This window comes from Halobellus limi (genome assembly GCF_004799685.1).
Classification (GTDB): Archaea; Halobacteriota; Halobacteria; order Halobacteriales; family Haloferacaceae; genus Haloquadratum; species Haloquadratum limi.
Genome location: NZ_CP031312.1, coordinates 21,903 through 47,419 on the forward strand (window position 1 = coordinate 21,903; position 25,517 = coordinate 47,419).

20 protein-coding genes and 1 pseudogene are annotated in these 25,517 nt (G+C 66.5%); 6 read left to right on the forward strand and 15 right to left on the reverse strand.

Features of this window, described 5'->3' with window-relative positions; all coding sequences use genetic code 11:
* The first annotated feature begins 13 nt into the window (after positions 1-13).
* The gene (locus tag DV707_RS14755; RefSeq protein WP_103992497.1) at positions 14-1,015 is read left to right on the forward strand and encodes a 5-methyltetrahydropteroyltriglutamate--homocysteine methyltransferase; all 1,002 of its coding nucleotides are present in this window, start codon (positions 14-16) and stop codon (positions 1,013-1,015) included.
* An 86-nt stretch (positions 1,016-1,101) separates the two neighbouring features.
* A pseudogene (locus DV707_RS14760) lies at positions 1,102-2,103 on the forward strand (methionine synthase); the annotation flags it as partial.
* 117 nt (positions 2,104-2,220) lie between these two features.
* On the opposite strand, the gene DV707_RS14765 reads toward DV707_RS14760, so the two are convergent.
* The 9 genes from DV707_RS14765 to gcvT all read right to left on the reverse strand — a co-directional run bounded on the left by DV707_RS14765 (position 2,221) and on the right by gcvT (position 12,385).
* Entirely contained in the window at positions 2,221-3,450 is a 1,230-nt protein-coding gene (locus DV707_RS14765; RefSeq protein WP_103992499.1) for an ABC transporter substrate-binding protein, read from the reverse strand.
* Between the two features lie 200 nt (positions 3,451-3,650).
* Complete coding sequence (locus tag DV707_RS14770) at positions 3,651-4,034, reverse strand: Rieske (2Fe-2S) protein (protein WP_103992500.1); 384 nt, start codon at positions 4,032-4,034, stop codon at positions 3,651-3,653.
* A gap of 2 nt (positions 4,035-4,036) precedes the next feature.
* Positions 4,037-5,176 carry an amidohydrolase family protein gene (locus tag DV707_RS14775; RefSeq protein WP_103992501.1) on the reverse strand — a complete coding sequence of 380 codons (1,140 nt, stop codon included), beginning with the start codon at positions 5,174-5,176 and terminating at the stop codon, positions 4,037-4,039.
* A 368-nt stretch (positions 5,177-5,544) separates the two neighbouring features.
* Positions 5,545-6,312: an IclR family transcriptional regulator gene (locus DV707_RS14780; RefSeq protein ID WP_103992502.1), complete on the reverse strand. Its 768-nt coding sequence runs from the start codon at positions 6,310-6,312 to the stop codon at positions 5,545-5,547.
* A gap of 323 nt (positions 6,313-6,635) precedes the next feature.
* The gene (gene lpdA / locus DV707_RS14785; RefSeq protein ID WP_103992503.1) at positions 6,636-8,042 is read right to left on the reverse strand and encodes a dihydrolipoyl dehydrogenase; all 1,407 of its coding nucleotides are present in this window, start codon (positions 8,040-8,042) and stop codon (positions 6,636-6,638) included.
* Positions 8,035-9,480, reverse strand: a complete 1,446-nt coding sequence (gcvPB, locus tag DV707_RS14790) for an aminomethyl-transferring glycine dehydrogenase subunit GcvPB (RefSeq protein ID WP_103992504.1) — start codon at positions 9,478-9,480, stop codon at positions 8,035-8,037. Before gcvPB ends, lpdA begins: the two co-directional genes overlap by 8 nt.
* Positions 9,477-10,844: an aminomethyl-transferring glycine dehydrogenase subunit GcvPA gene (gene gcvPA / locus DV707_RS14795; protein WP_103992505.1), complete on the reverse strand. Its 1,368-nt coding sequence runs from the start codon at positions 10,842-10,844 to the stop codon at positions 9,477-9,479. Before gcvPA ends, gcvPB begins: the two co-directional genes overlap by 4 nt.
* 5 nt (positions 10,845-10,849) lie before the next feature.
* Complete coding sequence (gene gcvH / locus DV707_RS14800; RefSeq protein WP_103992506.1) at positions 10,850-11,224, reverse strand: glycine cleavage system protein GcvH; 375 nt, start codon at positions 11,222-11,224, stop codon at positions 10,850-10,852.
* A 63-nt stretch (positions 11,225-11,287) separates the two neighbouring features.
* A complete protein-coding gene (gcvT, locus tag DV707_RS14805) occupies positions 11,288-12,385 on the reverse strand; it encodes a glycine cleavage system aminomethyltransferase GcvT (RefSeq protein ID WP_103992507.1) in 1,098 nt (365 codons plus the stop codon).
* A gap of 460 nt (positions 12,386-12,845) precedes the next feature.
* Here gcvT and DV707_RS14810 point away from each other — a divergent pair, with 460 nt between their 5' ends.
* Positions 12,846-13,592 (forward strand): IclR family transcriptional regulator, encoded by a 747-nt coding sequence (locus tag DV707_RS14810; RefSeq protein ID WP_235010815.1) that lies wholly within the window; start codon positions 12,846-12,848, stop codon positions 13,590-13,592.
* Between the two features lie 43 nt (positions 13,593-13,635).
* On the opposite strand, the gene DV707_RS14815 is transcribed toward DV707_RS14810, so the two are convergent.
* The gene (locus DV707_RS14815; RefSeq protein WP_103992509.1) at positions 13,636-14,259 is read right to left on the reverse strand and encodes a trimeric intracellular cation channel family protein; all 624 of its coding nucleotides are present in this window, start codon (positions 14,257-14,259) and stop codon (positions 13,636-13,638) included.
* Positions 14,260-14,496: 237 nt separating this feature from the next.
* Between DV707_RS14815 and DV707_RS14820 the strand changes: the two genes are divergently transcribed.
* The 3 genes from DV707_RS14820 to DV707_RS14830 all read left to right on the forward strand — a co-directional run bounded on the left by DV707_RS14820 (position 14,497) and on the right by DV707_RS14830 (position 17,377).
* Positions 14,497-15,219, forward strand: a complete 723-nt coding sequence (locus tag DV707_RS14820; protein ID WP_235010816.1) for a DUF5058 family protein — start codon at positions 14,497-14,499, stop codon at positions 15,217-15,219.
* 1 nt (position 15,220) lies between these two features.
* Positions 15,221-15,976, forward strand: coding sequence for a hypothetical protein (locus DV707_RS14825; protein ID WP_103992511.1), 756 nt, complete (start codon positions 15,221-15,223; stop codon positions 15,974-15,976).
* A 108-nt stretch (positions 15,977-16,084) separates the two neighbouring features.
* Positions 16,085-17,377: an amidohydrolase gene (locus DV707_RS14830; RefSeq protein WP_103992512.1), complete on the forward strand. Its 1,293-nt coding sequence runs from the start codon at positions 16,085-16,087 to the stop codon at positions 17,375-17,377.
* Between the two features lie 568 nt (positions 17,378-17,945).
* On the opposite strand, the gene DV707_RS14835 is transcribed toward DV707_RS14830, so the two are convergent.
* The 5 genes from DV707_RS14835 to DV707_RS14855 form a co-directional block, all read right to left on the reverse strand.
* The gene (locus DV707_RS14835) at positions 17,946-19,025 is read right to left on the reverse strand and encodes an Mrp/NBP35 family ATP-binding protein (RefSeq protein WP_200820924.1); all 1,080 of its coding nucleotides are present in this window, start codon (positions 19,023-19,025) and stop codon (positions 17,946-17,948) included.
* Positions 19,026-19,036: 11 nt separating this feature from the next.
* Positions 19,037-19,714, reverse strand: a complete 678-nt coding sequence (locus DV707_RS14840; RefSeq protein WP_103992554.1) for a TorD/DmsD family molecular chaperone — start codon at positions 19,712-19,714, stop codon at positions 19,037-19,039.
* A 101-nt stretch (positions 19,715-19,815) separates the two neighbouring features.
* Positions 19,816-23,070, reverse strand: coding sequence for a molybdopterin-dependent oxidoreductase (locus tag DV707_RS14845; protein ID WP_103992513.1), 3,255 nt, complete (start codon positions 23,068-23,070; stop codon positions 19,816-19,818).
* The gene (gene nrfD, locus DV707_RS14850; protein WP_103992514.1) at positions 23,067-24,338 is read right to left on the reverse strand and encodes an NrfD/PsrC family molybdoenzyme membrane anchor subunit; all 1,272 of its coding nucleotides are present in this window, start codon (positions 24,336-24,338) and stop codon (positions 23,067-23,069) included. The genes DV707_RS14845 and nrfD overlap by 4 nt, the downstream gene beginning before the upstream one ends.
* Before the next feature lie 4 nt (positions 24,339-24,342).
* Positions 24,343-25,377, reverse strand: coding sequence for a 4Fe-4S dicluster domain-containing protein (locus DV707_RS14855; protein ID WP_200820925.1), 1,035 nt, complete (start codon positions 25,375-25,377; stop codon positions 24,343-24,345).
* Between the last annotated feature and the right edge of the window lie 140 nt (positions 25,378-25,517).

Consider the following 25,517-nt stretch of genomic DNA (forward strand, 5'->3'; position numbering starts at 1 on the left):
TGACCATCGATATATGTCGCGCGTAGCCACGACGGTAGGACTGTATCCGCTCCCCGACTGGGCGAAAGACGAGCTCTCGGAACTGAAAGGACACCAGAAGGAGGACCTCATCAGCGGTGACGAGGGTGCGGCGGTGGCCGAGACGTACGACCGGGCGTGCGCCGAGGCGATCGAACGACAGCGAGAGGCGGATCTCGATCGAATCGTCGGGGGGCAACTCCGCTGGGACGATATGCTCGGCTATCCCCTCGCCGTCCACGACGCGGTCGAGACCGGCGGCATCGTCCGGTACTACGACAACAACAACTTCTATCGAGAGCTGGTCGTGGACGGCGAACTGACCTTCGACGGGACGCTCGCGGACGAACTCCGGGGCGTGACGTCGCGTACCGACGGGACGCCGGTCCAGGCGGTTCTGCCGGGACCGTACTCGCTGGCCGATCTCGCCGTCGACGAACACTACGGTGACGACCGGGCGTTCCTCGCCGGCGTCGCCGAGTTTCTCGCCGCGGAGGGCGAAGCGTTCCCGGACGTCGAGACGGTCTTCCTCTTGGAGCCGTCGCTGGCCGTGAACCCACCGACGGGCGAGGAAACGCCCGTCGAGACCGACGACGTGACCGACGCCCTCTCTACGGTCGCCGAGGCGTTCGAGGCGGAAGTCGTCGTCCACACCTACTGGGGCGCGCTGTCGGCAGACGTGTACACCGCGGCGTTGGACGCCGCCGTCGATGGCCTGGGCTATGATCTCGTCAACGCCGGTGAGGAGGCCCTGGCGACCGCCTCGGAACACGGGACGCCGGATACGGTCGCCCTGGGCGTCGTCGACGGACAGAACACCCGGGTGGAATCGCTGCAGGAGATCGACGACCGCGTCTCGCGGTTCGAAGACGTCGCGAGCCCCGAGAGGACCTACCTCACGCCGAACACGGAGCTGTTTTACCTCCCGGTCACGAGCGCCGATGCGAAACTCGACGTACTCGGTCGAGCGGCGAACGTCTCGGAGGTGGAGCTATGAGTAATCGCGAGCAGTTCCGACCCGCCGAGCACCCGAACGAGCACTTCCTGTTGACGACCGTCGTCGGCAGTTACCCGAAGCCGACGTGGCTCGAAAACGAGTACGACCGCGTCGTGGACGCCGACGACGGCGTCGAGCGACCGGCGGAAGCGACCGACGGGGCCAGCGACGAATTCGCGGAGACGCTGGACGACGCCGCCCGTCTCGTCACTCGGGAACACGAGCGCGCCGGCCTCGACGTCGTCGTCGACGGGGAGGTGCGCCGGACCGAGATGGTCGAGTACTTCGCCGACAGGATCGGCGGCTACGAGTTCAACGGCCCGGTGAAGGTGTGGGGCCACAACTACTTCCACAAGCCCAGCGTGACCGACCGCGTTTCCTACGACGACCCCTGGCTGCTCGAGGAGTTCGAGTTCACCGGTTCCGTCGCGACGAGCCCCGTGAAGGTCCCCATCACCGGTCCGTACACGCTCGCGAACTGGGCGTTCGACGAGCACTACGGGGACAGCGAGGAACTGGCGTACGACCTCGCAGACCTCGTGAACGAGGAGGTGCACGCGCTGGTCGAGGCGGGCGCGCGCTACGTCCAGATCGACGAACCGGCGCTGGCGACGACGCCCGACGACCACGCCATCGTGGGCGCGTGTCTCGAACGGATCGCCGACGACGTTCCCGACGACGTCAGACTCGGGATCCACGTCTGCTACGGTGACTACTCGCGCATCTACCCCGAGATCCTCGAATACCCCGTGGACGAGGTCGACGTGGAGCTGGCCAACACGAATTACGAGCAACTGGACGTGTTCACCGAACCGGAGTTCACCAAGGACTTCGCACTCGGTGTGGTCGACGCCCACGACGCCACGGTCGAACCCGTCGAAGAGATCAAGCGCAACATCGAGCACGGGCTGGAAGTCGTGCCGCCGGAGCGCCTCACGGTCAGTCCCGACTGCGGGTTGAAACTGTTGCCGCGTGAGGTCGCTTATCAGAAGATGGAAAACCTCGTACGGGCGGCACGGGAGGTCGAGGCCGAACTCGACGACGGCGAAATCAGCGCAGACAGGATCGCCACGGCGAGGGGAGACTGACGGGGATTATCGTAGGGGTCCATCGGTCCGGGTTCGTCCGAAGTCTTCACCCCAGCCGGCTCGACGGTTGTACTCCCACCTACACGGTACCCTCGCATCGTCCCGATTCGTGTTCCGCTACCAGTCGACGGGATGCTTGAGTTCCATCGCCCGACCCGAGTCCCCTCGGGGATAGACCACCATTTGATTTCCGTCCCACCACTGACCGGTGGTCGTGGTGATCTGGCCCGCCTTCGGAATTCCGTTCTCCTCGAACCCGAAGTCGCCGAGGACCGTATCGAACGTTGCCGTCCGGAGGGAGTCGCGGACGTCCGCGGGCGTGACAGAGCCGGCGGCGCTGACGGCCTGTGTGGTCACCTGGGCGAGGTTGTACGCCGACCCGACGACGATGGGCATGAACTCTCCCTCGATCTCGTAGCGGTTTCGATACGTCTCTCGAAGCTCCTGACCGCCGTGCCCCGGCGGGAGCGGCCCCGGAGACATCATCGCGTACGCGCCGGTTTCGCCGAGCGCGGACCACCACTGGGTGGGATCGGCGGCGCGGACGAACTTCAGCACGTCGGGCGTCCAGGCACTCGACTCGATCTGGTTTACCGCGGTGATGCCACCCGGCGGAGTCGGACACGAGAGCAGCGCCTCGACGTCCGCGCTTTCGGACTGTGAGATGAGCGTCGAGAAGTCGGTGGATCCGATCTCGAAGATCTCGCGCAGGACGACCTCGTACCCCTCGTCGGTCAGGTACTCTTCCCAGTAGTCGGCCATCTCCTCGCCCCAGCCGGAGTTGGGTTCCCAGATGCCGACGTCTGTCGGTCGCTCGGCCTCGGGGATGAGATCGAGCATCCCGACGGTGGAGGCGACGATGTCCCGGGACTTCGGGAACGGCGCGAAGGTCCACTCGTAGTTGTCGTTCCGATGCGGGGCCTCGTAGGCGAACGTCACCCCGAGGAAGGGGAGCCCTTCGTTCTCCGAGAAGGCGCTGCCCGCCGTGACGAGCAGGCTGGAGAAGCTCCCCCAGACCACGTTCACGTCGTTGTTGCTGACGACCGACTGCAGCTGCTCACGCAGCGTCTGAGCGTCGCTCTCGTCGTCGCGGAGGATGTACTCGACGTCACGGTCGAGTTCCTCGCGCATCCGTTCGACCCCGAGTTCGTACCCGCGCTTGAGATCGCCGCCGAGCGACGAGTACGATCCGGTCTCGGGGATCGCCGCAGCGATCGTGAGCGTCTCGGTCCCGGATCCGCCACCGCCGCCGAGCGTACAGCCGCTGAGTCCCGAGACGGCGACGACGCCGGCGGTGCCTCTCTTGAGATACGATCGTCTACTGACCCGAGGTGGCATGTCAACCATTCCACCAGCCAGTAGATAAGAATACTATAAAAATATTCTGGTGGTTAGTTCGCGACTGGACAGAAACCGACGTGAAACAGCCTCAGAAGTGTCGGTCTGTACACCTCGCGGCTCCCTCCGCCGTAGCCCTCGCTCCGGCAGTTCGTGCGGCCGTGTGCGTGGAGAAGCAGCGACAGCGGACCTTTCGGCCGTCGGTGTCGTTACACCCGGACGTAGACGTTGTCGTCTTCGACGGCGACGTCGAACGTGGCGATGCGCTGCCCGGAGGCCTCGTTCTCGCCGGTTTCGAGGTCCCACTCCCAGAGGTGCCACGGACAGGAGACCGTACACTCCTCGGCGTTGACGCCGCCGCGTGACTCCGTCCAGGTGTGGTCGGCGTTGATCTTCTTCTCGCCGGCCTTACACAGCGGCGCGTGCTGGTGCGAGCAGCGGTTGCTGATCGCGTAGAACTCGCCGTCGGCGTTGAACACCGCCACCTCGATCCCGTCGACTTCGACGGCGATCCCCCGACCGTTCTCGATCTCGTCGGTCTCGGCGACTTTCGTGTACTCGTTTCCGTCGATCTGTGTGGTCTCAGCGCTCATTGTCACAGTCTGAGGATGTCGCGGGCGTTCCGGTGGAGGACGGCGTCTCGAAGGTCCTCGTCGTCGCGGAAGGCGCGGCTGGTGAAGAACCACGTCGGCGGGTCCAGCGTCTGATGCGGCCAGTCCGAGGAGTACATAAACGTGTCCTCGGCCATACTCAGGTTCAGGAGGCTCTTCGCCTCGCCGGCGCGGCGGGGCAGCGCCATCGGTTGCGTGCAGACGTAGATGTTCTCTCGGAGGTATTCGCTCGGCGCCTTTTCGAGGTACTGTTCGCCGTCCTCGAACTTCCGGGGCGTGATCTTGACGTCCTCGGGGTGCATCTCGTAGAACTCGTCCATCCGATAGCGCACGAAGGGCAGCCACCAGTGGCCGGCCTCCTGAAAGACGACGTTGAGGTCGGGGTACCGATCGAACACCCCGCGCATAATCATATTGACCGTGTTCACCATCCCGTGGATGGGCCAGTCGAAGCCCAGCACTTCCGTCCACGTGAGCATCTCGTCGCCGATGTAGGAGTGCTGCGGCCAGAAGGCGAGCGAGCCGTGCAGGATCAGCGGGAGGCCCAGGTCCTCGAGCTTCTCGAAGACGGGATCGAACTCCTCGATTCCCCACGGCTCCCGCGGATCGAACCAACTGTACACGGCGGCGACGTCGCTCTCGTCGCCCCACCGGTCCAGTTCCTCGAGTGCGGCGTCGACGTCCCACTTCGCGATCGACAGCGCCGTGGGGACTCCCTCGTCGACGAAGTTATCGAGCATATAGGAGTTGCCGGCCTCGAGGACGGCGTTCTTCAGCACCGGGTGGTGCTGGTGCGGGAGCATATTGAGCGCGCAGTTGACGATCGGCGTGTCGATAGCGAACTTCTCACAGGCCTCGCGGACGTCTTCTGCGACCTCGGCGCGACCCTGCGTGAACAGCCCCTCGTTGCCCTCGGCGATGGCGTACGCGGCGTCCCACTTGTCCGGGATGGGCCACATCCCGAACTCCGTCGAGAGCCGGTCCAGTGCTCGGTCGTCCTCCACGTACGGCCGCAGGTCCTCCTCCAGCGGGTTGACGTGGAAGTCCATGTCGACGACGTCGACGTCGAACGCCTCTTCGGGTACCTCCGTATCCGGGTCTAATCGCTGTATCGACGATCCCATACCGGCAGCGTCGGAATCGAAGATTATAAATTATTTGGTTGCCCCGACGGGGGTTCCGCTCCGGAGAAGTTCTGTGATGCCCCCGCACAGCGCGATGACGGGGAAAGCGATCCATTTCTGATTTCGGTATACACGAAACCAAACGACGCCGATACGGAGACGGGACCACTCACCTGTCACCACACGCACGCCCCGGGGCGTACCGCGGTCTAGGTGCGAGTCTCGGGCGTCTTCCCTCGGATACCCGCCGAACCGTTTTGGCAGAAGCGAAACGGTGTCGCGATGTCGTAACAGTCGTACCTTTGTTATTATCTCAGGGAGATCGTCCGATGCGTATCCTCGCGGGACGTCACCGGCCGACCGTCCGGCTACTGGTACGCCAGTCTGAGTTCGGTCTCGTTCGTCGCGGTCGTGACCAGTTCGATCATCCGCTCCCGGTGCGCGTCGTTGCGCATCCGAGCGACCGGTTCGGCGATCGCGATCGCGCCGAAGACGTCTCCGTCCGCGACGATCGGTGCAGCGACCGCCGAGACGCCCTCGGCCGCCTCGTGTTCGTTCATCGCGTAGCCCCGTTCTCGGATCGTCTCCAGTTCGGCTTCGAGTTCCGCCCGGGTCGTGATCGACTCGTGGGTCCGCTCCGGCAGTCCGTGTCGCTCCACCACGTCGTCGACGTGCTCGTCGGTCGAGAACGCCAGCATCGCTTTGCCCGAGGCGAGACAGTGCATGTACTCGTGTTTGCCGAGTCGTTCGTGCGTTTCGATCGACTGCTCGCCCATCTCTCTGGCGAGATACACCGCCTTCCCCGCCTCCTCGACCATCAGCCAGACCGCGGCACCGCTCTCTTGGGCCACCGTCTCGAGCGGCTCCCGGGCCTTTTCGTGAACCTGAAACTGGTCTCTGGCACGGATTCCGAAATCAAAGAACTGGAGCGCGAGTCGGTAGGTGCCGTCGTCGTTCACGACGTATCCCAGATGCACGAGCGTCTGGAGATAATCGTACAGCGTGCTGTCGGAGACGTCGAGCCGTTCGGACAGTTCGGTGAAGGTCGCACTCTCCAGGTCGCGAAGTGTTTCGAGTATATCGAACGTACGAACCGCGGATTTTATCGTCCGATTCGGGGGCTCTGAGTCGTTCATACCGCAGTATTCTTCGCAAATGCGTATAAATATTGGCTTCGGGACCTGCGAAGTGCTGTCGCGTCGACGCCGTGAGAACGGTATCGGGTTCCGAAGGGGACGTGCGTCAGAGATCGTATTTCAGAGGGCCCCGGGTACGCACCGCCGCGTGGTCGGATGCATACGCAGTTACAACGGATACAAGGCGGTAAACCGTCACCGAGTGAGCGAATCTCGGAGAGTGGTCGACAGGAGTCGCCGCATACTGGTTACTCTCGTCTCGTACCGCCGAGCGCCGGCAACAAGAGTGGCGCCCCGGCGGTACAAAGTGAGAGCAACCAGTATCAGCGGTTGAGCGTGTGGATCGCCAGGTCGTGTTCGTTGGCCGCGGCCTCGGAGATCGCCTCCGAAAGCGTCGGGTGGGGGTGGATCGATTCGGCGAGTTCGGCCGTCGTCAGCCCCTCCTCGACGGCGAGCGTGACCTCCGAGATCAGCTCCGAGGCCTCCGGCCCGACGATCTGCCCGCCGAGCACGACGCCGTCGTCGCCGCTCACGAGACGGACGAACCCGTCAGTGTGTCCCGTCGTGAGCGCGCGTCCGCTGGCGCGCATCGGGAACTCCCCGACCGAGACGTCGTGGTCGGTCGCCTCGGCCTCCTCGCGGGACAGTCCGACCGTCGCGATCTCCGGAGACGTGAACGCGACGGCGGGGATCGCGCGGTCCTCGGCCGAAGGACCCCGCCCGGCTATCGCGGCGGCGGCGATCTCGCCCTCGGCCGACCCGGCGTGCGCGAGCATCGGCTCGCCCGCCACGTCGCCGACGGCGAACACGTGATCGAGGTCCGTGCGTCCGTGCTCGTCTGTCGGGACGAATCCGTCCCCGTCCGGTTCGAGCCCGATCCGGTCGAGAGCCACCGTGTCGGTCACGGGACTCCGACCCACGGCGACGAGTACCTTGTCCGCGTCGTACTCTCGGCGCTCCTCGCTGTCGACGTCTTCGGTCGCGACCGTGACGCCTCCCTCGGTGGACTGACACGCCGAGGCGAGTTCGCCGTAGTTCGTCTCGATCCCCAGCTCCGAGGCCGCCGACGAAACCGGGGCGACCAGGTCCGACGGGAACGCGGGCATCATCGTATCGAGCGCCTCCACGACGGTCACGTCGACGCCGAGTTTCGCGAACAGCATCGAGAGCTCCATCCCGATGTAGCCCGCACCGACGACCACGAGGCTGTCCGGGCGTTCCTCGAGCGCCAGCGCCTCCTTGGCGTCGAGCACCCCGGGCCGGTCGAACTCGAATCCCGGCAGCTCGATCGGACGGCTGCCCGTCGCCAACACAGCGTGTTCGAAGGTGAGGCGTTCGGACTCGCCGTTCGGCCCGTCGATCTGGACGGAGTGTTCGTCCTCGAACGCCGCACGCCCCTCCAGGAGCGAGACGCGGTTGGCCTTGCAGAGCTTCTCGACGCTCCGGTTCATATTCTCGACGACGTCGTCCTTCCACTCGACCATCCGCCCGAAGTCGACGTCGACGTCGGCCGTGATCCCCATCTGTGACCAGTTTCGAGCGTCGTGGGCGACGTTGGCCGCCGAGATCAGCGCCTTCGAGGGGATGCAACCGCGGTTGAGACAGGTCCCGCCCAGGGTGTTCTCCTCGACGAGCGTCACGTCGAGGTCGTACTGCGCCGCCCGGATCGCGGCGACGTACCCCGCCGGCCCCCCGCCGACGACGAGTACCTCGGTGTCGAATTCACTCATCGTCTCCCCCCACGTCCTGCCAGGAGAGCCGCGGGTTCCGCGCGGCGGTCGTCTGGTCGATTCGCGCCGCGGCGGTCGTCGTGGGAGCCTCGGCGAGCTCTTCTTTCGTCTTCTCACTCGCCGCCGTGAAAGCCGCCGCCAACACGTCGAGTTGTTCCTTGCTCAGGGCCTCCGTGGGTTCTGTCATCAGCGCCTCGTCGACGATCTCGGGCCACTTGGTCGTCGGCGGGTGGACCCCCTCGTCGAGCATCCCCTTCGCGAACTCCGCCGCGTCGACGTCGCCGGCGCTGGCGACGAACTCGTGGTGGAACGGGCCGTAGGGGATGTCGAGATCGATCCGCTCGGCGAGGTAGTTCGCGTTCAGAACGGCCATCGCCGAGGTGTCCTTCAGCCCGCCGTCGCCGAGGCGGGAGATGTACGCGTAGGTCTTCAGGAGCACCAGCCAGTTGCCGTGGAAGCCGTGGACTTTCCCGATGCTCTCTGCGGGCTCGTAGAACTCGAAGGAGCCGTCGTCGGTCTCGCGGACGTGCGGGTCGGGGAGGAAGTCGGTGAGTTCCTCGACGACGCCGATCGGACCCGCGCCTGGACCGCCGCCGCCGTGCGGCGACGCGAACGTCTTGTGCACGTTGTAGTGCATAATGTCGAAGCCCATGTCGCCCGGGCGGGCCCGTCCGAGCAGCGCGTTGAGGTTCGCGCCGTCGTAGTACAGCAAGCCGCCCGCGTCGTGGACGATCTCGGCGATCTCCTCGATGTCGCGCTCGAAGAGTCCGAGCGTGTTCGGGTTCGTCAGCATCAGCGCCGCCGTCGAATCGCCCACGGCCTCTTCGAGCGCGTCGACGGGCACCCGCCCGTCCTCGTCGCTCGGGAGTTCGACGACGTCGTACCCGCACATCGCGGCGCTCGCGAAGTTCGTTCCGTGTGCGGACGCGGGCACGATCACCTCCCGGCGCTCGTCGTCCTCGCCGTTCGAGCGGTGATACGCCCGCGCCACGAGCAGGCCGGTGAACTCCCCGGCCGCGCCGGCGGGCGGTTGCAGGGTCGCGGTCGCCATCCCCCCGATTTCGGCCAGATACTCCTGAAGCCCGTGGAGCACCGCGAGGGTCCCCTGGGCGTCCTCGTCGGGACGGTCGGGGTGGATCGCACCCTCCTCCAGCGCCGCGACGTCCTCGATGAACTTCGGGTTGTACTTCATCGTACAGCTCCCGAGCGGGTAGGGCCCGTGTTCGACCGAGTAGGTCATCTGCGAGAGCCGCGTGTAGTGGCTCGCGACCTCGGGTTCGGCCGGTTCGGGGAGCGTCAGTTCGTCGCGAACCAGTTCGTCGGGAAGGTCGACGTCGTCGTGGGTGACGGTCTCCGTCCGCTTTTCGGACAGGAGCGGTTCGTTGACCGCCTCGCCGCTTTCGGTCTCCCGTTCCCAGGTGGCCTGTCGGTAGTTCATGCGAGCACCTCCTCGACGGCCGCGACGAGATCGTCCACCTCGCCGCTGTTGGTTTCGGTCACGCACACCTGAATCTCGTACTCCCCGACCTCGTGGACGAGGAAGCCTCGATCCGCCAGTTCGGAGGCCACCTCCGCGGCGGGGCGCTCCGTGCGCGCGACGAACTCGCGGAAGTGATGGCGGTCGTCGGCCGGTGCGGAGACGCCGTCGATCTCGTCGAGGCGCGCCGCGGTCTCTGCGGCCCGCGTCACGCACTCCTCGGCGAGGCTCGAAAGCCCCGTCGCACCCAGCGAGGCGACGTGAATCGCGGTTCGAAGCGCCACCCACGCCTGGTTCGTGCAGATGTTCGAGGTGGCCCGCTCCTTGCGGATGTGCTGCTCTCGGGTCTGCAGCGTCAGCGTGTACGCGCGGCGTCCGTCGGCCGTCTCGCTGGTCCCCACGAGCCGTCCGGGGACCTGTCGGAGGTATCCCTCCTTGACGGCGAACAGCCCGAGTCCCATCCCGTGGCTGGCCGAGAGCCCGAGGACGCTCGCGTCGCCGATGACGATGTCCGCGCCCACCGCGGCCGGCTCCTCCAAGAGTGCCAGCGCGACCGGGTCGGACCCGAGACAGAACGCCGCCTCGTGTTCGTCAGCCAGGGTCGCCACGTCCGACAACCGCTCCTCGATCGTCCCCCGGGCCGTCGGGGACTCGGCGTAGACCATCACGACGTCCTCGCCGATGCGGTCCGAGAGCGCGTCGAAGTCGGTGTTCCCGTCGACGAGCGGATACGTCTCCACCGTCAGCTCCGCCCCGTCGGCGTAGTTTTCTAACACGCTACGCCGTTCCGAGCGGATCGTCTCGGGGACGAGCACGCGCGACCCGCTGGTGTCTCGGACGCGCGCCGCGAGCGCGGCCGCCTCGCCGAGCGCGGTCGCGGCGTCGTACATCGAACAGTTGGCGACGTCGAGTCCGGTCAGTTCGACGATCATCGACTGGAACTCGAAGAGCGCCTGGAGGAATCCCTGCGACGTTTCGGGCTGATACTGCGTGTAGGAGGTCAGAAACTCCGAGCGCAGCGAGAGGTAGTCGACGACGGAGGGCACGTAGTGGTCGTAGTGGCCGCGGCCGAGGAACTCGGTCCGGTCGGCGTTCCGCCCGAGCAGGTCCTCGATCTCGGTCACGACCTCGAACTCCGACTTCGCCTCGATGTCGAACTCGCCGTCGAACGCCACCGCCTCCGGGACGTCGAACAGTTCTTCCACGCTGTCGGCGCCGATCGCCGAGAGCATCGATTCCACCTCCTGCGGGGTCTGTGGGGCGAAGGGGCTCGATTCGTCCGCCTCGTGCGACCCGCCCGTTCCGTCGTGCTGTATTCGTTGCATGGTGGTCATTCGATCTGCTCGCGGTATTCGTCCGCGTCGAGCGCGTCCTCGGGTACCTGTCCGTCGATCTCGAAGAGCCAGCCCTCGCCGTACGGGTCGGTGTTGAGCAGCTCCGGCTGGTCGAGAACGGCGTCGTTCGTCGCGGTCACCGTCCCCGACACCGGGGTGTAGATGTCCGAGACCGCCTTGATGCTCTCGACGACGGCGCAGGCCGCCCCGCTCTCGAGGGATTCGCCCTCCGCCGGGAGTTCGACGAACACGACGTCGCCGAGTTCGTCCTGTGCGAAGTCGGTGATCCCGATCCGTCGGGCGTCTCCGCGGTCGTCGATCCATTCGTGTGAGTCGGTGTACCGTAACTCGTCGGGTGTCTCGTACGTCATCGTTTCTGTGGTTCGTGGAAATCGTCGTCGGTCATTGTCTCTAGTGGGAACGTTCGGTGCGCGTCACTCGCCGCACGATTCGAGGAACGGCGTGTCGACGACGGTGGCATCGACGGACCGGTCGCGGACCGACACGGAAAGCTCGGTGCCGCTGGCGGCGAACTCGGCGTCGACGTACCCGAGCGCGATCGGGATTCCGAGCGTGGGACTCATCGTCCCGCTGGTCACTCGGCCGATGGGACCGTCGTCGGAACGGATCTCGTAACCGTGGCGGGCGATCGCCCGCTCCTCGAGGCGCAGTCCGACGATCCGCTCGTCGACGCCCGCCTCGCGGACGGCTTCCAGAGCCGACCGGCCGACGAAGTCGCCGCTGTCGAGGTCGACGGCGAACCCGATGCCGGCCTCGAAGGGGTCGTGCGGTTCGTCCTCGGGGTCGAAGTCCTGCCCGGAGAGCAGCAGGCCCGCCTCCAGTCGGAGGGTGTCTCTCGCTCCGAGCCCGCAGCGCTGCACGTCGTCGAACAGGCGGTCGATCTCCGCCGCGTCCGCGCCGGGGAAGACGACCTCGACGCCGTCCTCGCCAGTGTACCCCGTGCGAGCGACGAGACACTCGACGTCCCCGATCGACGTTTCCGTCAGGGTGAAGGGGTCCAGCTCGGAGATCCGTTCGTCCGCCGCTTCGTCGACCCGCTCGACCGCGTCCGGCCCCTGTATCGCGACCATCCCGAGCTCTGCGGTCCGGTTCTCGACGGCGACGTCGAGGTCCCAGCGGTCGGCGTGCTCGCGCAGCCGGTCGTACATCTCCTCGTCGTGCCCGGCGTTCGGAACGACGAGGTACTCGCTCTCGGTCGGGTGATCGTACACGACGATGTCGTCGAGCATAGCCCCGTCGGAGCGGAGGAAACACGAGTACTGCGCCTCGCCCGGGTCGACCCCTCGGACGTCGCTCGGGGTCAGTCGATGCAACAACGTCTCCGCGTCGGGTCCGTCGACGGCCAGCTGTCCCATGTGGCTCACGTCGAACAGCCCGACACCCTGCCGGACGGCTCGGTGCTCCGCCCGGATCGAGTCGAACGAGACCGGCATCTCCCACCCGCCGAAGTCGGTGAAGTCCGCACCCGCCCGGCGGTGAGATTCGTACAGCGGTGTTCGGTTGGATGACACAAGTTACAGTATACAACTGCAAGTATTTATGCGTTTTTTACTTGGATAATTACGTATTCGTTGAATTATGGTCGAGAAGATTTCGCGAGATGTGAATCGAATCGGTCAGCCGCCGGCGCACGCCGACCGCGGTCCCAGGCTGTTCGGGTCGACGGCACGACCGGACGGTTCGGCCCGCTTCTGACGGATCCCGAGCGAGAGCGAGAGTCCGAACGGGCGGATTTTCCGATCGCCGTCTCGTCGAATCCGGGACGGAGTTCGCTCCTGCGGAATCGGGTAAGTACACACGTTTGTCCTATCGCGCCCGGAGTCTTCCCAATCACAGGTTTATCTGCCGATCGGTGACTGAACGTAATCGCGTCGGCCGTGAGCTCCCGCGCCTTCTCGGAAGCAGTCCTCGAAACACCCCTGTGATTCGCGTCTCGTGAATGTTTATATATCCCCCCGCGAACGACGACCCGTGCCAGAACACGGACGCGAGCTGACGACGACCGCCACCTCGCTTCGGATCGTCGACGCGATCAAGCGGCTGGAGGGAGCACGGATGAGCGAGATCGCCACGGAACTGGGGCTGGCCAACAGTACCGTCCACGCGCACCTGGCGACGCTTCGCAACCACGAACTCGTCGTGAAGGAGGGCAACGAGTTCCACCTGGGAATCAAGTTCTTCCACCTCGGCGAGCAGGCGCGGCACCGAAAGCCCGAGTACGAGATCGTCCGACGACACGCCCACGAACTGAGCAACCGCCTGAACGAGGAGGTCGCGTTCGCCATCACCGAGCACGGCCGGTCGGTCATCATCTTCGACGAGAACAACGATCCCGCGAAGGAGGGGTTTCAGGTGGGACGGTACTTCCACATGCACAACTCCGCGAGCGGCAAGGCGATGCTCGCGGAGTTCTCCCGCGGGCGCGTCGACGAGGTGCTGGAGCGGTGGGGGCTGCCGAAGGAGACGGAGAACACGATCCAGCGCGCCGAGGAACTCTACGACGAGTTGGAGCGGACCCGCGAACGGGGGTACTCGCTCAACCGACAGGAGGCCCTGGAGGGACTGATGGCCGTCGGGATGGCCATCACGACCCCCGACGGGGACGTACTGGGATCGCTCGACGTGTCGGGACCGCCGTACCGCCTCTCCGAGGAAGAGATCGTCCCCGAGCTGCGCGAGGCGGTGACCCAGATCGAACGGGAGATCGCCTCCCGGTGAGTCCTCGACGCCGAGGCGATACACTCTCGGCCGGGACCGGTACCTACTCGTCGTCGGGACCGAGAAGCAGTACGCTGATCGACTGGGCGGTGGGCAGCTTCCACCCGCGATTGACCGCGATCAGCCGGGTCACGACAGTGACGGCGGCACACAGCGCAGCGGCGACACCGTCCGTGGCGAGGACGGTCGTGACGACCCAGTACGTGCCACCGCCCAGTACCGCACAGCTGGCGTAGAAGTCCGTCACGAGAATGAACGGCGAGCGGTCCAACAGGAGGTCGGCGAACGCCCCCCCGCCGGCCGCGTTGATGGTCGCGATCGCGATCACGCCGAAGCTCGGAACCCCCGTCTCCGTCGCCACGATCGCGCCGGCCGTCGCGAAGGCACCGAGTCCGACGGCGTCGGCGAGCATCGTGACCGGGTGCTCCTCGGGCGAATCGATGACGACGTTCAACCCGACCGCGAGAAGCACGCCGAGCAGTCCGAGGCTGATCTCTCCGAGCGAGCTCAACGCCAGCGGAACCCGATTGACGAGGATGTCGCGGGTCGTTCCACCGACGAACGCGGTCGCGAGACCGACGACGGCGACCCCGAACAGGTCGAACTGTTCGCGTATCGCCTTCGCCGATCCGACGAGCGCGAACGCGACCAGTCCGATCGTGTTCATCACGGCGAAGGGGTCTCCCAGTAGGCTACTCACGATGACCTTGCACCGGTATCCTCCATCGACACTGGCACTTTTCAACGCTCCGATCGACGCGTCGCGCTCGCGAACGACGTCTCCTCCCCGTTCGTTCGTCCAACGTGTTAGCGGTTCGAGAGGCCATTAGCTGGGATCGATGGTTATATATGCGAAATTGAGAGAGGAAAAATTGTTATGATGTGGCCCGAGCTGGTACCGCTAGTGCCAGCCTACATGGACATCGCCAATAGCCGGTGGCTGTGGCTCTCGACGGTCCCGGTCGTCCTGGTCGTACTGCTGCAAGCGACGATCTTCCTCCGGCGCGCGTGGAACGACGGAAAGGAGATGGGACTCTCAGAGCAGAAACTGAAGACGGGGTTCAAGACCGGGATCATCTCGGCCATCGGCCCGTCGATCGCGGTGTTGGCGGGGATGTTGGCGTTGATCGCCACGGTCGGCGGTCCGGTGGCCTGGATGCGTCTGACGGTGATCGGGTCGGTGGCCTTCGAGCTACCGGCCGCGGAACTGGGCGTCAGCCAGTTCGGATACAGCCTGGGTGACGAGGGAATCACCGAAACGGCGTACGCGACGGCGGTCTGGGCGATGACCCTCGGTGGGACCGGCTGGCTGCTCGTCTCGGCGTTCGGCACGCGACACATGGAGACGGTCAGAACGAAGATCAGCAACGGCAACGAGACGCTCATCCCGATCATCAGCGCCGCGGCGATGCTCGGGGCCTTCGCGTACTTTCTGAGCGGGGAGATCACCGCCGGGACGCCGGAGACCGGTTCGGTCGCAGTCGGCGGACTCGCGATGCTCGGACTGCTGCACCTCGCCGACAGCCGGGACGTGCAGTGGCTCCGGGAGTGGGCGCTCGGTGCGGCGATGTTGGTCGGCCTCCTGGCCGGTGTCGCGCTGCGGGTGACCGTGGGGAGTTGGTGGTAAGATGTCTGAGAGTCAATACAAAGAGGAGAACGCGACTGGCGCGGGCGAACAGGACGTGTACAACGAGAGCTTCGTCCCCTACGTCAACAAGTGGGGCCGGCGGACCAACGTCCTCGCGGTCCTGCTCTCGCTGGGACCGGCGGTCGCGCTGTTGGCCGTCTTCGGCATCCTGCCCCCCAGAGCGGCCATCGTCGGGGCGGTCGCCTCGGTCGCGATCACGTTCGGCTGGGCCTGGTTCATCGAACCGCTGTCGTATTATCCGGTCCTGGGCATTCCCGGGACGTACATGGCGTTCCTGTCGGGCAACATCTCCAACCTTCGGTTGCCCTGTGCCGCCGCAGCCCAGGAGGCCTCGGACGTCGAGACGGGGACGCCGCAGGCGAGCATCATCTCGACAGTCGCGATCGCCGCCTCGATCTTCGTCAACACCGCAGTCCTGGGAATCGGGTCGGTCGCGCTCGTCTCTGCCTTCCAGGCGCTCCCCGAACTGTGGCGAAACGCGCTCGAATCGTATCTGGTCCCGGCGGTCTTCGGCGCCATCTTCGCGCAGTTCGGGCGGGACTACCCGAGAGTCGCCGGAATCGGATTCTCCATCGCGTTGGCTATGACGCTGCTGTTGGAACTCGGCTACCTGGCCTTCCTCCCGAGTTACCCCCTGTACGCGGTGATAATCGTCTCCGTCTTCGGCACGACGCTCATCGCCCGCTGGATGTGGCAGCACGATATGATCTCACCGCCCGACGAAGCGAACGAGTGACGTCGATAGTATGAATACGGACGCCGACGATACGAACACGATCACCGACAGTACGAGCACGAACACCGACGATACGAACACGAACACCGGCGAAATCACGACTCACCAATGACGACGAACCCACACCTGCCGACGAAACAGGAACTGATCGACCTCCGGCGCGAATTCCACCGGTTCCCGGAGCCGGGCTGGCGCGAGTTCTGGACGACGGCCCGGATCGTCGAGGAGCTCGAACGCATCGGCGTCGACGAGATCCACCTCGGGGGCGACGCCCTCGATACCGACGAGCGACTGGGAGTCCCGGACGAACGGGAGTTAGGAGAGTGGTTCGATCGAGCGGCGTCCCGGACGGATCGGACGGACGTCCTCGAGCAACTCGAAGGGGGACGGACCGGCGTCGTCGCCGTCGTCGACCGCGGCGAGGGGCCGACCGTCGGGCTCCGCGTCGACATCGACGCCCTCCCGATCACCGAGTCGTCCGACGAGGGGCACAGGCCGGCCGCGGAGGGCTTCCGCTCGGAGAACGAGGGGTTCATGCACGCCTGCGGCCACGACTCCCACATCACGTTCGGACTGGGGACGCTCCGGACGGTCGTCGCGAGCGATTTCAGTGGCACGTTCAAGGTGTTTTTCCAGCCGTCGGAGGAACTCCTCGGGGGCGGGAAGCCGATGGCCGCCGGCCCGCACGTCGACGACGTGGATCACTTGATCGGGGCGCACGTCGGACTCGACTACCCGACGGGGACCGTGGTCGCGGGCCTCGACGAGGCGCTCGCCTTCGCGCGGTTCGACGTCACCGTCAGGGGCGAATCCGCTCACGCGGGGTTGGCGCCCAACGAGGGCCGCAACGCGGTGCAAGCGCTCGTGACGGCGACGAGCAACGTCTACGGCATTCCGCGTCACAGAGACGGTGCCACCCGGGTCAACGTCGGCGAACTCGACTCCGAGAACGCCGCCAACGTGATCGCCGACGAGGCGACCGCGACGGTGGAAGTGCGAGGGGAGTCGAACGAACTGATGGAGTACATGCGCGACTCGGTCCGCCGACACGTCGACTCGGCGGCGGAAGCGCACGGCTGTGAGGCCGAGATATCGCTCATCGGCGAGTCGATCCGCGAGGACAGCGACGAAGAGCTGGTCGACCTCGTCGCCGGGATCGCGGGAGACACCGACGGCGTTTCCACGGTCCACCGACGCAGGAGCATCGGTGCGAGCGAGGACGCCACCTACCTCATGCGAGCCGTCAAGGACAACGGCGGGACGGCGTCCTACGTCGGAATCGGCGGCGGGAACCCCAGCGGACACCACACGCCGACGTTCGACGTCGACGAGGACTGCCTGCCCATCGGCGTCTCGGTCCTCTCGGAAGCCGTCCTCGACCTCCTGGGCGATCCGGTTTAGGGGTCGATTCCGGGCGTACGAGTCGCGAGCGTGGGGCCCGGCTCTTCCGACGACGTGGGTTCGGAACGTGCCGCCGGGACGAGATGAGACGTCGGACAGCGATCTGCACGTTCGGAGAGGCATTCATACCAATTTACTATACAGTAAAGGAATAAGATAGTTAGTCGTCAACCGCACTCGCGTTGCCGGCGGCAACCGGGGCGGAATGCCTTGACGTCCGCAGGGAATGTCACCTCATACAAAAAGATCTTCGGACGTTATTCAGCGATTTACGCCGTTTTTCCACGACATCTGAGGGACACGTTCTCGATCGGATCCCGCTACCGGACGCGAGTGCTGCGGAAACCTGTAAGCTCTGATCTCGAAGTTTATTTAGTGACTTTAAATAGTATTTTTCATATATTTTATCGTACCTGACGTAGAGTCGATAGATGAGTATCGCGGCCGTTCGCCGTCGCGTGGGATGGAGAAATCCGAACGGACGGCCGAACCGCACCGACCGCGTTTCACGACCTACGAGGCGGCGCTTTCGACGGCGGCGGGGAGTCGCGCGACCGAAGCGGGACGGTCAGTCGCCGGCCTCAGCAGTCTGCTGCCGGTGGTGGCGTCGCAAGACGCCGACCTTGTTCGCGACCGTGGCCGCCAGGTCCCGAAACGCCGCCGCGGCCTCGCCCGCGTCCCGACGAACGATCGGCCTGCCGTCGTCGGCTCCCTGACGGACGGCCGGATCCAGCGGGAGCGATCCGAGGTAGGGGACGTCGACCGCGTCGGCGAGCGACCGGCCGCCGTCTTCGCCGAAGACCTCGTGGCGGTCTCCGCAGCTGGGGCAGACGAATCCGCTCATGTTCTCGACGACGCCCAGCACGTTGGTCCGGTACTCGCCGAACATCTGGACGCCGCGACGGGTGTCGTCGACGGCGACGGACTGCGGCGTCGTGACGACGACCGTGCCGGTGACGGGGAGGTGCTGGAGCACGGTCAGCTGAACGTCGCCGGTGCCCGGCGGGAGGTCAACGACGAGGTAGTCCAGCGACCCCCACGAGACGTCGGTAAAGAGGTCGGTGAGCGTGTTCTGTGCGACCGGCCCGCGCCAGACGACCGGATCGTCCTCGTCGATCAGCAGCCCGACGCTCATCAGTTCGATCCCGTGGGCGGTCGGCGGTTCGATCCGATCCTCGCCGTCGACGGTCGTCACGTCGGGGTCCTCGTCGGCGCCGAGCATCCGGGGGACGTTCGGTCCGTACACGTCGGCGTCGAACAGTCCCACGTCCGCGCCGCGGTCGGCCAACCCGGCCGCGAGGTTGACGGCGACGGTGCTCTTTCCGACGCCGCCCTTGCCGCTCGCGACGGCGATCACGTTTCGAACGCCGGGCAGGACCGACGATTCGGCGGCGTCGAACAGGGGAACGGTGGCCGAGAGTTCGGCTTCGAGTCCCGCATCCTCGGCGACCGCGCGGACGCGGTCGGCGATGTCGGACTCGTCGGGCGCGTGCGGCGCACCGAGCGCAAGCTCGATAGAGGCCGTCCCGTCTTCGACGGCGACGTCGGCGAGCAGTCCGGCGCTGACGATATCGGTGCCGAGCGCCGGGTCCTCGACGGTCCGGAGGCGATCACGGAGGTCGGAGTCGGAGATGTCTGGTGAGGTCATCGTCTGAGAGGTCACGACGGTGTCGTTTCGGACGCCTGCGGATCGGTTCCCACGACTTCCCCCGCGTCCCACGCGGTGAACGTCCGCGCGAGACGGGCGATCGCGGCGAAGACGCCTTCGACCGTGTCGCGGCTCGCGACGGCCTCTTCGAACCGGTCGATCCAGCCCAGCCGCGAGAGCGTCCGGGCCTGGAGTTCGCGGACCGCGTCGAGTTTCGCCTCGCTTCCGCCCTCCTCGAGGAGCGACGCCTCCCGTTCACACAGCGCGCGCACGAACTCGAAGCACGCGGCCACGTGATCGGGGATGTCGTCCCCGCGCTCGGGCGAAAACCCGGCGGCGGCGTACAACCGCGCCATCTCGGCCGCCGGATCGCCGAGGAGTTCGCCGGCCTCGCCGGCGGTGTGGTACCGCGAGTCGGACTCGAACTCCTCGCTCGGCTCGGTCGCGTGGGCGGACGCGAACGGGGGGACGTAGTGGCTCCCCGGCACGACGAACAGGTTGTCGTACCCGATGGCCAGCGAGTCGGCGTCGTGGCTGTCGCCGCACAGACCGGTCGTCTCGATGTCGACCGGGAACGCGTCGGCGACGGCCGCGAACGTCCCCCGTTCGAGCGCGGCCGCGGTCGTCTCCGCCTCGCCGTCGAAGGTCGCGGCCAACAGCCCGTACAGGCGGGCACGCGCCGTCGCCATCGCCGGGTCGTCCGAGCCGTCCGGTGGCTCCGGGTCACCGGCTACCGGTGATCCACCGGCACCCTCGTCGGCGCCGGCGGCGGTGTTCTCCGCCATCCGGATCACCGCCGCTCCACGTCGACGAAGGCGTCGTACTGCGCGTTGCTCCCGCCGACGAGATCCGAGAGGCCGGTGTCGCCGAGTTCCTCGTCCAGCGGCTGGACGTGGTTGATGGCGAAGCCGGCGTCCCGACCCTTCGCGTAGCTGGCCTCCTCGGCCATCGGCTCGTCGAACTGGTAGGAGCTGTGGCCGTCGGCCTCGACGGCCGGGCGCGTCTCGCCGTCGATCGTCTCGGCCGTCGCGCCGTCGCCGGTCCGCCCCCAGCCCCACATCGCGCCGACGACGCCGGGACGGATCCCGCCGGTGACCATCGCGACGGCGTCGACGGTCTCGCGGCCGGCGTCGACGACGATGTCGTCGCCGTTCTCGATACCGCGTTCCTCGGCGTCCCGCGGGTTGATCCACACGGGGTTCTCGGGGCGGGTCTCGCGGAGCCACGGGCTGTTCTGGGTGCGGTGCATCCCCTGCGTCCGCGGCTTCCAGTTGATCAGCCGCAACGGGCGCTCCGGCTCGTCGTCACCGTCCACCGCGGCCTGCACGGTGCCGTCGTAGTGCTCGACGTCGTCGACCCGCGGGAGCGGATCGAACCGCTCGCCGGTGTAGGAGTGTTTCCCCTTCGGGACGACCTCGCTGTAGAAGTCGACGCGCGATTCGAGTTTGTATCGCATATGGTCGCCGTCGTAGGCGTTCGAGTCGTCCGCGCGCTCGGCGTAGTCGTAGTCGTGGCCGTGCTCGGCGAACGCCTCGTCGTAGTCGTCGGTCGGCTCCTCGAAGCGACCGCCCCGGTTCAGCACCGTGACGACCTTCGGCCACTCCTCGTCGGTGACGGCCGCCCGCCAGCGGTCGAGGTCGAACTGCTCGCCGAGGCCGTTCTCGTGGCTCTCGCGGAACACCCGCAGTTCGTCCTCGCTGGCGTCCGCGACCGGGTCGCGGTCGTAGGCGATGTTGGCCGCGAGTTTCAGGTAGAAGTCCTCGGCCCGTTCGAGCGGCCACAGGTTCCCCTCGGCGTCCGGGATCGCGTCCTCGCCGACGCCGGGGAGATCGAGCTCCGACCACAGCTCGATCAGCACGTCCTCGAACGGACGCGCGTCGGGGACGACCGAGACCGCCGGCTGGCTGATCTTCTCGTCGGCCAGCCGCTTGTTCGGGTAGGTGCCGAAGTTCTCCCAGCGTTCGAGGTAGGTCGGCTCGGGCAGGATGTAGTCGGCGTACTGGCTCGTGTCTCCGATGACGGTGTCCGAGGCGACGATCAGCGGGATCGCGTCGGTGTCTTCGAGGATCGCCGGGATCTCGTCGCCGCCGGCGACCGCCATCACGTGGTTGTTCGAGTAGGGCCGAATGAAGAGCGCCTCGACGCCGTAGGGGTACTCCTCTGCGGCGCTGCCGTAGAGTTCCTGGGTGGCCTGCGGCGGCGCGACGGGGAACCACGGCCGTTTCGCCGGGTACCCGTCGTCGCGATCGAACAGCGAGGTGTCCTCGTAGTTGACCCCGCCGCGCAGCAGCGGAATCCCCCACGGCGAGTGGCTGTCGGGCACCGAACCGAGTTCGTACCGGCCCGACATCGTGCTGTAGCCCGCGTGGGGCGTGATCTGCCCGCCCTTCCAGTCGTAGTTGCCGATGAGGTGCTGGAGGGTGGCGATCGCCCGCGTGTTGTAGAAGCCGTTCGTGTGCTTCGCCGGGCCGCGGTAGGCCATGATCGCCGCGCGCTTGCCGTGGCTCGTGAACTCGTCGGCGAGTTCTGCGATCCGTTCGGCCGAGACGCCGGCCATCTCTGCGTACTCCTCGACGGTGTGCTCGAAGACGCGCTCGCGGTACTGGCTCCAGACGCTTCGAACCGCCCTCCCGTCGACGGTCACGTCGACGTCGAGGACGGCCGTGTCGACCTCGCTCGCGGGGCGCGGCTCGCCCGTCGTGGCGTCGACGGCGACGAAGTCGTCGGCGGTGTCGGCGTCCTCCGAGACGAGCCCGAGGTCGCCGGCGCGCGCCTTCGACCCGGACGGCTCGTCGACGAGGACGAGGTGCGTGGCGTCGCTCCACGTCGGCTCGTCGTCGTCGCTCGCGGCCGACCGCGAGGGGTTCTGGAGGTACGTCAGGTCGTGGCGGTCGTGCTCGATGATCCACCGCGCCATTCCGAGCGCGAGCGCCCCGTCGGCGCCGGGTTCGACGGGCACCCACGTGTCGGCCTTCTCGGCGGTCTTCGACAGGCGCGGGTCGACGACGTCCATCCGCATCCCGTCTTCGATGGCGTTCGTCAGCTTCGGCGCGAGCCACGTCGGTCCCTTGTTGGCGACCATCGGGTTGGTCCCCCACACGAGGAGGTACTCGCAGTTCTCGATGTCGGGGTACTGCCGCTTCTTCGGGGCGTCGTGAGAGCGGACGTTGCCCATCACGCTCGAGACGCCGCAGGTCCCCGCGTGGTGGACGCTGTTTATCGATCCCAGCCCCTGGTGCCAGAGCCGGTTCCGGATGAAGTTGCGGCGGAACCCGCCGACGTCGACGATCTGGTTGGCCTTCGGTCCCAGGTCGGGGTGGTCGGTGTCGACGAGGTCGTCGGCGTACTTCTCGTCGAAGTCAGCCTTCGACATCTCGCCGTTCTGAACGGCCTCCCAGTCGCTCATCACCGCCTCCTGGGAGGCGTACCCCCAGATGTCTTTCAGCCCGGGGTGGCCGAGTTCGTCGTCGCCCTCGACGATATCTCGAATCACTCGGTCCCACGAGACGGTCTTCCACTCGCCGGAGCCGCGCGGGCCGACCCGTTTCATCGGCTTGCGGACCCGGTAGCTGTCGAAGGCCGTCTGGATGCCCGCCTGACCTTTCAGACAGATCCGGCCCCCGGAGAGCGACCAGCGGTCGCCGTCGACGTCGCCGCTCCCCTCGACGTCTCCCATCGCCACGTCCTCGGGGTCGCTCTCGTAGGGGACCTGCGAGAACGGCTGCGTGTTGAGGAACGAGTAGGGGTTCCCCGCGAGCTTTCGGACGAGCGAACTGTACTCACCGGTGCCGCTCCCCTCGGCGAGCCGCACCTTGATCGGACAGAAGGTGTTGCACTGCCCGCAGGTGGTGTGGATCACGTCGCTGGCCCCGTACTCCCCGTAGTCGGTCCCGACGTAGTGGCGTTCGTCGTCGGTCCACAGGTCGTCGACGTCCATCTCGACGGCGGCGTTGCTGGCCGCCGCGACGAGTCCGATGCTCCCGGCCGCCTTGACGAAGTCGCGCCGCGAAACCCCGGCGCGGTCGTCGGTGTCGTTCGTGCTCATTCGTGGTCACCTCCTGAAAGCGGCGTCAGCGGTAGCAGCTCCGCACCGACCGTATAGAGCAGGAAGCCGACGCCGATGATGCCGATGCTCGTTCCCCACTCGACGGGCGTGGGGAAGTACGACCCGTGCGGAAGCCCCTCCAGCACGGGGGTGATCTGTGCGGGAATCACGATGTTGAACCGGACCGCGACGACGCCGACGACGGTGCTCAGCCCGGCCAGCACCATCACCGACGGCGTGCGTCGCCACGAGCGCTTGCTGAGGAGCACCAGCGGGAACACCCAGCTGGCACCCACTATGAACCACCAGAACGACCACGACATCTCGCCGAAGAGGACGACGAGCCACGTCTCGACCGCGTGCGGGTGGAAGCTCGTGAACGCGATCAGCGCCTCGATGGCCGTGAGGGCGGCGTCGACGAGGATGAATCCCAGCAACAGCTGGGCGAGTTGATCCAGCAGGTCCCGATCGACGGCGTCGCCGTCGAACAGCCGCGTCCGGAGGACGTAGATCATCATCACCAGCGCCGTTCCGCTCAGGAGCGCCGACACGATGAATATCACCGGGAAGAGACCGCTGTTCCAGTACGGACGGGCCTTCGAGACCGCGAACAGCACGCCGGTCCCGCCGTGGACCATGAAGATGGCGAGCGGGATCCCGACGATCCCGACGCGCTTGAGCCACCGCTCGTCGAAGGCTGCCGACGCGTCGCTCGTGTCGACGCGACCGAGCGCGAGCAGCCGGTACAGGGTCGCGCGCGTCCCGTCGAGACGGGTCGCGAGCCGGGCGAGGTCGATCCGCATCGAGAAGTACAGCTCCGCGACGAGGATCCCGATGTACGCCACGTAGGCGTGGACCTCCCACGAGAGCGCCGAGGTGAGCTGCCGCCAGACGAACGGGTAGTACATCCGCTCCATCCGTCCGAGGTCGATCCAGACGAAGAGCAGCGCCACCGCCATACTGACGATGGCCGCGAACAGCGCGTCGCGGTCGATCCGGTGCATCGCCCCGACGTCGAAGACGTTCGCCAGCGTGCTCACGAGGAACGCGCCGGCCGAGAGGCCGACGAAGTAGATGTAGAAGGCGACCCACGCGCCCCACGGGACGACGCTCGTGAGGTTCGTGCTCGCCATCCCCCGCGTGAGTCGCAGGTACGTCGCGTACGCGCCGCCGGCGACGAGCACGGCGACGAAGGCGTACCAGACGATCCGCAGCCTGCCGTCTTCGAACCCCGGAGCGAACTCGAAGTGTGAACTCTGTGTTGCCATCGTCCTATTTGAGGTAGTAGACGTTGGGGTCGGTCCCCTCGTCCTCTTTCAGTTGGAACGCCCGCGACGAGTCGGCCATCTTCGCCACGTCGCTGTCGGGATCGTCGAGGTCGCCCATGTTCCGGGCGTCGCCGATGCAGGTCTCGACGCAGGCCGGCTCCTCGCCGCGCTCCAGACGGTGCGTACAGAAACTGCACTTGCGGATGTTGCCGATCGGCGACTCCCCGTCCTCGCGCGGCCCCCGGTCGACGCCGTACTCGGGGCTCGTCACCTCGCCGGCCCCGTCGACCTCGTCGTCGTAGTCCCCGCCGAAGTCGAAGTATCGCGCGCCGTACGGACAGGCGATGTTGCAGTACCGACAGCCGATACACCGGTCGTAGTCGATGTTGACCACGCCGTCGTCCATCTTGTACGTCGCCGAGACCGGACACACCTGCACGCAGGGCGGGTTGTCACACTGCATACACGGACGCGGGACGTTCGTCCGCGTGACGTTCGGGAACTCGCCGTGTTCCTCCTCCATCACGACGTTGTAGGAGACGCCCGGCGGGGTCCGGTTCTCGGACTTGCACGCGACCGTACAGGAGTCACAGCCGACGCACTTCTGGAGGTCGATCACCATCCCCCACTTCTCGTCGCCCGCGCCGATGCCGCCCTCGGAGCCGTCGCCCTCGACCTGTGCCGCCTCCGTCGACACCGCGTCCATCGACCCGACGGTACAGCTCAGCGACTCGGCCGTCTCCGTCGAGACGGTCTGGTCGCCGGCGTCGACCGCCGGGTTCGGCGTCTCCCGATACGCCGCACCGAACTCGTCGGCGGCGGCCTCGTCGTACTTCTCCCAGTACTCGTCGCCGGTGAGTTCACCGCGCGCGACGCGCTGTGCGTCCTCGGCCATCGCGATTCCGAGGTCGGTGTCCGCCTCGACGTCCGCGAGTTCGTCTCTCGGATCGGGACGCTCCTCTTCCACCATCGCGTCGAGGTCGGCCTTGCCGACGTTCGGGATTCCGGGGAGCGCGTCTCCGTCGTCTGTGGTACTCATCGCCACCACCCGTAGTCGGTCGTCTCGCCGACGAACGGCCGCGTCCGCGTCGGCGGATCACTCGTTGCGTTCATACACGTAAACGTACGCAGACACCCGTAGAAAGGGTCATACCAATACTGTTTGGATCGGGGCGGACC